The 7,708-nt window shown below is 45.7% G+C and carries 12 protein-coding genes; all 12 read right to left on the bottom strand.

What is annotated here, in order from left to right; all coding sequences use genetic code 11:
* Positions 1-1,338: phage tail tip lysozyme (locus ABYU67_RS09765; RefSeq protein ID WP_372844810.1), on the bottom strand; the 1,338-nt coding region annotated here is incomplete at its 3' end.
* A gap of 11 nt (positions 1,339-1,349) precedes the next feature.
* On the bottom strand, positions 1,350-2,795 hold the full coding sequence (locus tag ABYU67_RS09760) for a hypothetical protein (protein ID WP_372844809.1): 1,446 nt from the start codon (positions 2,793-2,795) through the stop codon (positions 1,350-1,352).
* Complete coding sequence (locus tag ABYU67_RS09755) at positions 2,795-3,409, bottom strand: hypothetical protein (RefSeq protein WP_372844808.1); 615 nt, start codon at positions 3,407-3,409, stop codon at positions 2,795-2,797. The genes ABYU67_RS09760 and ABYU67_RS09755 overlap by 1 nt, the downstream gene beginning before the upstream one ends.
* Positions 3,406-3,834, bottom strand: coding sequence for a hypothetical protein (locus ABYU67_RS09750; protein WP_372844807.1), 429 nt, complete (start codon positions 3,832-3,834; stop codon positions 3,406-3,408). Before ABYU67_RS09750 ends, ABYU67_RS09755 begins: the two co-directional genes overlap by 4 nt.
* On the bottom strand, positions 3,818-4,111 hold the full coding sequence (locus tag ABYU67_RS09745; protein ID WP_372844806.1) for a hypothetical protein: 294 nt from the start codon (positions 4,109-4,111) through the stop codon (positions 3,818-3,820). Before ABYU67_RS09745 ends, ABYU67_RS09750 begins: the two co-directional genes overlap by 17 nt.
* 5 nt (positions 4,112-4,116) lie before the next feature.
* Complete coding sequence (locus ABYU67_RS09740) at positions 4,117-4,413, bottom strand: hypothetical protein (protein ID WP_372844805.1); 297 nt, start codon at positions 4,411-4,413, stop codon at positions 4,117-4,119.
* Complete coding sequence (locus ABYU67_RS09735; protein WP_372844804.1) at positions 4,410-4,790, bottom strand: hypothetical protein; 381 nt, start codon at positions 4,788-4,790, stop codon at positions 4,410-4,412. Before ABYU67_RS09735 ends, ABYU67_RS09740 begins: the two co-directional genes overlap by 4 nt.
* A complete protein-coding gene (locus ABYU67_RS09730; RefSeq protein WP_372844803.1) occupies positions 4,777-6,195 on the bottom strand; it encodes a packaged DNA stabilization protein in 1,419 nt (472 codons plus the stop codon). Before ABYU67_RS09730 ends, ABYU67_RS09735 begins: the two co-directional genes overlap by 14 nt.
* 1 nt (position 6,196) lies before the next feature.
* Positions 6,197-6,544, bottom strand: a complete 348-nt coding sequence (locus ABYU67_RS09725; protein ID WP_372844802.1) for a packaged DNA stabilization gp4 family protein — start codon at positions 6,542-6,544, stop codon at positions 6,197-6,199.
* Positions 6,545-6,612: 68 nt separating this feature from the next.
* Positions 6,613-7,062, bottom strand: a complete 450-nt coding sequence (locus ABYU67_RS09720) for a hypothetical protein (protein WP_372844801.1) — start codon at positions 7,060-7,062, stop codon at positions 6,613-6,615.
* Between the two features lie 17 nt (positions 7,063-7,079).
* Positions 7,080-7,436, bottom strand: coding sequence for a Gp49 family protein (locus tag ABYU67_RS09715; RefSeq protein WP_372844800.1), 357 nt, complete (start codon positions 7,434-7,436; stop codon positions 7,080-7,082).
* Between the two features lie 72 nt (positions 7,437-7,508).
* A complete protein-coding gene (locus ABYU67_RS09710) occupies positions 7,509-7,703 on the bottom strand; it encodes a hypothetical protein (RefSeq protein ID WP_372844799.1) in 195 nt (64 codons plus the stop codon).
* Positions 7,704-7,708 lie beyond the last annotated feature (5 nt).

Genomic DNA, 7,708 nt, shown 5'->3' with positions numbered 1-7,708 from the left:
TTGCGTTAGGCGTGGGCGTGCCTCGTCAATAGGTGCTGTTCTGCCTCGACCTTTCTTAGCACCTGCTGGAACAATAAAGCCTAGCGCATTAAGACCTGTCTGTGTTGCTGCACCTGCTGCTGCGCTACCAGTGGCGTTATAAACACCATCACCTGCCGCCACAATTCCATCATCAACAATACCTAGCACATCCATAAATGACTGGCCTGTCTGTGTGCGTGGTGTTGCCGCGCCTTTCAGAGCATTGCTTGGCAATGTCTCTCGATAACCATTAACACCTGTTGTGTACCCGTCAATAATAGGCTGACCTCTAACTGCTGCGCCAGCCATGCCACCAATACCTGACCAACCCTCCATAGCCATGTCAGCCATACCACCTGCAACACCTAATGCCGCATCTGCCACACCAACCAGGTTAGCCACACCGCCATTGTCAAATTGATTGTCAACAACCGCTTTGCCACCTGCTTTGAGCTTGTCAGCCGAACGACCAACCAAGCCTTTCGGTTTTGGTTTAATTAGCTTGAAGCCTTTAGGTGCGCGAACAATGCCAGACTTGATATCGGCGTCAAGCTGTGCCTGTGCCGCATTGTCCATTTCGCCATTGTTGTACGCCATGACCACACCTAATGGTAATTCCTCGCCCTTTGGCGCTGTTGATTTTTTTGGTGCTGTAGTGTTGAGCTTGGCGTTTTTAGGTAGCTGCATCACACCTGCCTTTACATCGGACTCATACTGAGCCTTGTCGTAAGCACTCATCTTGCCGCTTTTGTATGCCTGATAGACTTTGATTTTCTGTGCATTGGTCATTGATGGTGCTTGTGTTGACATAGTGCTGCCTGTTACTTTGCCGCCTAATTGACCGTAATACTTATCACGTTTAGCATGATGTTTCTTGACGTTATCACCAAGAACGGCGCTACCTGTGTAATCCCAACCAATAAAGTTTTTACCTACAACCTCTTTTGCTACATCGTAAGCGACGTTGGGGTTGCCTAAAAACATGCTTTTAGTGCGTTTGTATTCAGGTTTTGTTTTAATCTCGGTATCAAGAAACTTAGCCATCTCATTCAATGATGCCTGACTGCGAACAATGTTGCCTGACTTATCAATCAAGCCTTTGGATCGCAATCTAGCATCAAGGTTTTTACCTCGGCTACCCTGCCAACTAATCATACCTAGGTTGACTTTGCCATTGGACGCATCAACATGACGACCAAATAGGTTTTTTGGGTTAAAGTCATTCTCACGCCCAACCTCAGCCGTCATGATTCTAGCCTGATTGGGCGACCAGCCTACATTGATAAAGGATTGATAAACATCTTTCATTAAACTCATGACGTACCTCATTAATTGGCGTATTGCATATAACTACGCCCTGCTGTTGAGCCTGTTTGGTTTTGACTAACTTCGCCTAATAAGTCTTGATACTTTGTACCTAGTCGCTTCTCGGCTATCTTAGTTGCGTCATATATAATCTGTAGATTTTTAGATAGCGCCTCAGCAGACAATGTAAGACTAAGGTTGGCAACGGCTGTCTCCAACTTCCTACCTTCAAAGTCAGTCAGTGCGCCAAGTCCTCGCATTTTTTCAACCTGCGTTAAGAATACCTGACTCTGTAGAGTCTCAATATCTTTTTCAAATTGAATAACGTCTTTTCTGGCAGATGGCAAGCGGCCTTGTATAGCACCTGTCGCCCCTTTAATACCACTCTTATTACTAAGTAGGCGCATTATTGTTGATCTAGACTGCTGCAAAGCCTCTTGTTGGCTGCTGTATTGCGCCAAACGCTCTTGATTCTTTTGATTGGTTGCAATTTGCTTGGTGGTTAACCCAGCCTCGTATGCTGCCAGTGTATGCTCGTGCTTGTTTATCTGTAGCTGTAAGCGTTCTCTAGCAACCTGATTGCCTTCGCTTTGTAGCTGTAGTTTAAGTTGCGCTAGTTGATTGCTAACCTCTTGCTGCGCCTGAGCGTCAGCACGAGCAATAGGTATGTCATCAGCCCTTGTGGCTGCTAGACCTGCATTAGCCGTATTCAAACTTGTTGCTGAATCAACACGCGCTTGTTCATGCGGCAACAAGGTTAGCGTTTCGGTTGTTTTAGCATCGTAGTTGTTGGCCGTTGCAATTTTTTGTTTGGCTGATGCTAGTGTGTCAACTTCTTCCGCTTCCAACTTCTTAGCTTGTAACGGTGTTAGCGTTGTTATTTCATCCGTTTCCGCTTGCGTTTTAGCTCTATCAATCGGTGCTGCATCTTCTGCGATACCAGCGCCTGAATAAGAATCATAGGCCGCACCTGCGTCTTTACCTGCTAACAACGAGTAGTTAAGAAGTATTGCTTTTCGGGCTGCCTGTGGGTCTCTAGTCATCCACTCGGCCATTTGTGATTGTTCTTCGGCTTCCTTAGTCATACCTTGGTCATTGTAAGCTGCTGCTTTATCTCTAGCCTCTTGAATCGCTATATCAGGTCGGTCGCTCTCAAGTGCCGATATTGTGCGGCTCATGCTGAACAATAGCGCTTGCTGCTCTTTAGTTTCTAACGCATCGTAGTAGTCTTTCGCGCCCTTAGTGTATTCAGGGAACTGTGCCACCGTCTGAGCGATAGCGTTTTTATCATTCCAGTCTATTGTTTCAAGTGCTTGCTGCGCCTGAATTTTACGTGCTTGCTCTGCTTGTTGTGCTTGCAGTAAGTCACGGTTTTGGCGCAATTTCTGCCCCATACCGTAAGCCTCAAGAACACCATCAAAAGGGTTTGCCTGTCCTTGTCCGTATGCTTGTGCTAATTGAAAAGCCATTAGAATCCACCTCCGAAACCGCCACCCATTGCTGCTGTACCTGCCTGAATGCCTTTGTTAAGCAATCCGCTATACAAGTTGCTCTTATACATATCATAACCTGCTTTAGCTTGACCGATAGCATCGTAACCTTGCGCCATGTTTTGACCAAACGTCAAGCCTTGACCGCCTAGACCTGCTGCTGCGCTCTGACCATTGGCTGCTGCACCGCTTAAACCTGCTAACTGACTTTGCACGTTGTTGTAAAGCATATTTGATCGGTTATCAGCCAATGCCTCTTGCATATTACCACCACGCAATCCACCTGTAGCAGACGCATTTTGCAATAGCGCGTTCTCAGCCTGTTGATACTGCGACTTAAAGAATGGGCTGTTTTCAATGTTGCCGATAGCTGTTTGTTGCTTATCAAAGCCATTAAGCCCCAGCAAGTCATTCTGACCCTGTAACGCACCTGTACCTGATTTAACGTAAGGCTGCATGAGTGCTTGCAATGCGTCAAACTGGCGGCGCTGTTCTTCCATGCCTGATTCGGTTGCTTGCTGCTGTGCCTTACTTGCATCTTTTGCGGCCGACTTACCAGTTATGGAGTCAAACGTGTCTTTAATAAAACTCATGATTGCACCTCGCAATAATACATACGCTCTAATAGCGTAAAGTTATTCTTTTCTAAATAGCCGTCAATCGGGTGTGATGCTCGACTAGCTGCATACCAGTAAGACACACCAATGCTAGACAGATAGTCTTTGATACCGTCTGTGAGCGCTTGGCTATTGCCTCGATGCTCAGGTTTTATCCACAGCACATCGGTTGCTGCATCAACAATCATAGGATTTCGCAAAGATGGACTAACAAACAATAGGACAAGGGCTTTGACCGTATCACCGTCGAACCACAGCATCGGACGCAATACACCCATTTCATCTAGTTCAATGTACCGCTGTACTGGAATGTCAACCGTCTGCGGCTCAAGGTGCAGCATATCCATCATCATTGCTGTGATTTCGTCTTGATAGTCTGCGAACTTAACTTGTTTTATCATTGTGTGCCGTCCGGTCTTGCGAGTCCTGCCTTTTTAGCTCATCAAAATGCAGCCTCATGATTAACAAAACAGGGTCTTGTAATGGTTGTTTTTGTCGCTTACCCTCCGCTTTTGCACGCTCTCTGTAAAGTCGCATAGCAACAAAGTCTTTATTATCTTGCTCAGCCGTGAGTTTTTTTAGCTTTATCTCTCGATAAGTTAGAGCGAAAATAAGAATGCCCATAAATAAGGCACAGCCAAAAAGTAGGATTAAAATATCAATAGCTGTAGGGGTCATGATAATTACTCCGTTATTTCAACCACTGTTAACAGCACGTTTACACCTTCACCTGTCATGGTCAGCGGCTCGTCTTTGACAATCTGCTGATTGAATAGCGAGCTAATAACCTCGGTTGCCCCTGCTGTAATGGTTTTCTTTACCATCTGCTTGCCGTTAACCTCAACCGTTAAATCAATGTTAGCTGCTGTTGAGTTGCTTACCGTAAATGCTCGTATCTGTGCGTCGGTGTCCGGCAAGTAAACGGTATTGCTACCTGTTGCCAGCGTGACGTTTGCGGCTTGCTTATTTGTTAGTTTCATATAGTGCTCACTGGTATTAGTTGAGTTTGGCAATCATAAGGGCTGCTGACGCTCTGTAGCTGCTCATCTTGATAGATTGATACATTGACAGCTTGTAGCGAGTCGGAACGCTCTGACGGTACGCTGACGGCTTGTAATGGCGCTTGATTGTCGGTAATCTTCTGATTAATGATAGCCACAGCCTGAGTTGCCAAGATTGCCGCCTGTTCTGCTTGTGATGCTGCGCCCTCAATCTGAATAACAAGGTCTGCCATATCTTGCGGCACATCATTTGTGACTACTTCGATATTCTCAAACGCCTTGATTGCCTGTGTATTACCGCCTGTTATCTGAGCAAGTACGTCACGAGGGATTTTAAAGGTTCTATTGACCGCCATTACCGAATGCCTCCACGTCTGCTTCAATAGCTGTGAATGATGCTAGTGAGTCGTCACAACCACGGAATTTAAGGCCGACCATCTGACGAAACATACCGATAGCACGTAACCAAATAATGCGCTGGCTGTATTGACCACGCATACCTTGCCTGTGCAATCGCTCATTGCTCCACGTCATGCCGTCTTTTGTCCAGGATAAGAACACTTGCGGATCAGGATTGCTATTCGTGCGACCAGTCAATCCGACAAGCTCAATTGATTTGATTTGCCCTGACTGCCCACCGTTGTATAAGAATGTTGTGTTGATTTGCCATGCGACAGGCTCACCATAGTGACTTGATAGCTTATTGCTAAGTACGCCCACATTACTATTGAACCTATCGCCCACAATCCACTTGTTATAGCACCATACGTGATTAATGGCTCGATATGCGCCTTTGCCACTACTAGACGATGACAGCTCAAACCAAACAGGTTGCTGCATCTCCTTAGAGGCTGCATAGTCAAACACCATCGTCTTATCGGGCAAATGCAGATATAAATGCTGATGATGGCTATGCTCTTTACCTTCAAGAATTATCTTAGATAGCTGCGCCTCACTATATTCGGATAAGATAATCTCTATCTCTCTAGTGGCTATAGGAGTGAGGCCGCCATTAGCGCCCAGATAAACACTACAAGGCTGATTCTTACTACTACCAATAAATGCGAATGAATCTAAAAAAGAACACTTGGCGTGAGTGCCCACACAGCCCTTGGTCATCATTGCGCCATCGACACGGCTAAATGCAAACCCTGCATTACCTACGTTGTCAAACACCTCAATTGTGTATCGGTTCAGAACCACAAGCTCATTGCGAACTTTCATGAGGCCGACAATCGGGTCGGGGTCTGCTTCACTGCTGCCATACTTGGTAGGGCTGACCTGAGTTGGGTCATTCAATTCAGTTTGAATGATGAACTCACCATCTGTGGTCACAAAATAGCCGTCAATCCACTCAACATCGACGACTGTACCAAGATTGGCATTCGTCACTTGTGTCAGCTCACCACCTTGCAGATAATAAAGATTACCACCTGATGCAATGCCTAGACGGTCAAACGAGTAAGTAAAGCTACACTGTGAGCCACCTGCGATAGTGCCAATGGACGTACAATTACCTTGCTCATCAACACGCCATAGCTGAGTGCCAATGACACGATAGCAAACGCCATTCCAATTGATGCCACCTCTATCAATACCGCCTTTCTCAGCACCGCAAAACAGCTCGATGCCGTCAGCCTTCTTGAGATAGCCGTTAGCGACACCGTTTTGCTTTGGTACTGGCACAAGGTTTAAGGGATAAGAGGTGCGATAATCAGCCGTGTTATCTGTGTAGATACCGTTGATAATTGGGATTTGCATATCACCACCACCTTACTTTATTGCCTGTACCTAGCACGATATTATCAGTCGAGTATTCAACTGATGGTATGTTCTGATAGATGGTCAGCATGGCATTGTATGCGTCGTCAGCTTGACTAAGTAGCAACACTGGCGGCTGTTTACCATATATGCTACAGATACGCAGTGCGAGCTTGTGCGAGATACCTGATAGCGCGTCACGCTTAATACCTGCTAAATCACCAAGATAGCTTTCAGTTACATCCTCGGCAAACAGATAACCAAAGTCGTAGCTTCCAGTTTGTAGCTCTGCCATCATGTCATCGAGCGTCTGCAATATGTCTTGGCTATCTTCGGGCGAATCGTCCAACTCAAATCCTGACATAGATAAGAGTTTGAAAGCGCGGTCTACTATGTCACGTTTGAGAATCATGTTATTTACTCGCTATCTTTGGCTTTCTGAATTAAATCATCAAGATTGTCACGCGATACATACTTGACGCCACGTTTATCAAGCAATGATTTAAGCTCGTCTTTTTCCATTTCATCGTACGACACGACGCCATCACCGTTCACGTCTTTGCTTTCTTCGTAGATAGCAAGTTTGGCTTTCAGGTCTTTAACTTCCGCCTCAAGCTCTTTGATGCGCTTGTTGCCATCACCGCTTGATAGCTTGCCTTTCATGACTTCGTTTTCAGCTTCGAGCTTTTGCGTTTCGATCTGCTCGATAACCTGACTTGCTTTTGACAGCCAACCGTCAGCCTTTGCTTGCTTAACAACTTCTTCGTCGCTTGAGTCAATAGTGCGAACGCGCATCTTATGGCCCCACACGCTTTCAATGTTGCCGCCTACTTTGTCAGTTGTTCCGTATATCATCATGTTTGACATGGTTTGCTCTCCGTTATTTATGGGCAATCACTGCAAGCTTGGTTTGGTCCGCATGAGCAGCTGCCTTTAGTCTTAGGTAGGTCGCCAGTTTGATTGGATAGCCACTCAGCGCGATGATGTAAGCGCTCAGCCAACAAATAACCTTCAAGCTCCCATAGTTTTTTGACGGCGTTTTCAAGCGCGTATTTTTCACCTAATTCTTTGTCAAAGTTATTAGCATCAACACAAGACGCCTCACCAGTTACCTTGAATTTATTTGGAAGCGTGACAACAGCCACCGTTAGCTTGTTGCTGAAAACTGCGTACTCAACATTGCTTTTCGCAACCAAGTCATCTAAATCTTCTTTGGTCACTCTGTTTTTTAAATCTGCCATCGTTATTCTCCGTTAGTAAATTCATCGCAACATACACCGACCTGAGCCAGTGCATGTAACTATAAATCTAGGTTATGCAGGTAGGTCAAGGAACGCTAGCGGATTGGTATTGCGATATGTTACTACCGCACTACGCTTAGCTTGGTATTCGTTATCACCGAAACCCTCGGCTTTAACTGTGCTGTCTGATACCGTATAACTTGCCTTAAACAAGCCTTTGATAGCGTTAAAAGTCACCACTGGTGCTGTAAACGATGGAACTGCCATAAATC

The sequence above is a fragment of the Psychrobacter sp. genome, from assembly GCF_041554015.1.
Lineage (GTDB): Bacteria > Pseudomonadota > Gammaproteobacteria > Pseudomonadales > Moraxellaceae > Psychrobacter.
This window is presented reverse-complemented; position numbering and strand designations above follow the sequence as displayed.

Coding starts and splice junctions, on each gene's coding strand:
- ABYU67_RS09720 (WP_372844801.1), bottom strand. CDS start 7,062: ATGTCAAACATGATGATATACGGAACAACTGACAAAGTAGGCGGCAAC.
- ABYU67_RS09755 (WP_372844808.1), bottom strand. CDS start 3,409: ATGAGTTTTATTAAAGACACGTTTGACTCCATAACTGGTAAGTCGGCC.
- ABYU67_RS09750 (WP_372844807.1), bottom strand. CDS start 3,834: ATGATAAAACAAGTTAAGTTCGCAGACTATCAAGACGAAATCACAGCA.
- ABYU67_RS09760 (WP_372844809.1), bottom strand. CDS start 2,795: ATGGCTTTTCAATTAGCACAAGCATACGGACAAGGACAGGCAAACCCT.
- ABYU67_RS09715 (WP_372844800.1), bottom strand. CDS start 7,436: ATGGCAGATTTAAAAAACAGAGTGACCAAAGAAGATTTAGATGACTTG.
- ABYU67_RS09745 (WP_372844806.1), bottom strand. CDS start 4,111: ATGACCCCTACAGCTATTGATATTTTAATCCTACTTTTTGGCTGTGCC.
- ABYU67_RS09730 (WP_372844803.1), bottom strand. CDS start 6,195: ATGCAAATCCCAATTATCAACGGTATCTACACAGATAACACGGCTGAT.
- ABYU67_RS09740 (WP_372844805.1), bottom strand. CDS start 4,413: ATGAAACTAACAAATAAGCAAGCCGCAAACGTCACGCTGGCAACAGGT.
- ABYU67_RS09710 (WP_372844799.1), bottom strand. CDS start 7,703: ATGGCAGTTCCATCGTTTACAGCACCAGTGGTGACTTTTAACGCTATC.
- ABYU67_RS09735 (WP_372844804.1), bottom strand. CDS start 4,790: ATGGCGGTCAATAGAACCTTTAAAATCCCTCGTGACGTACTTGCTCAG.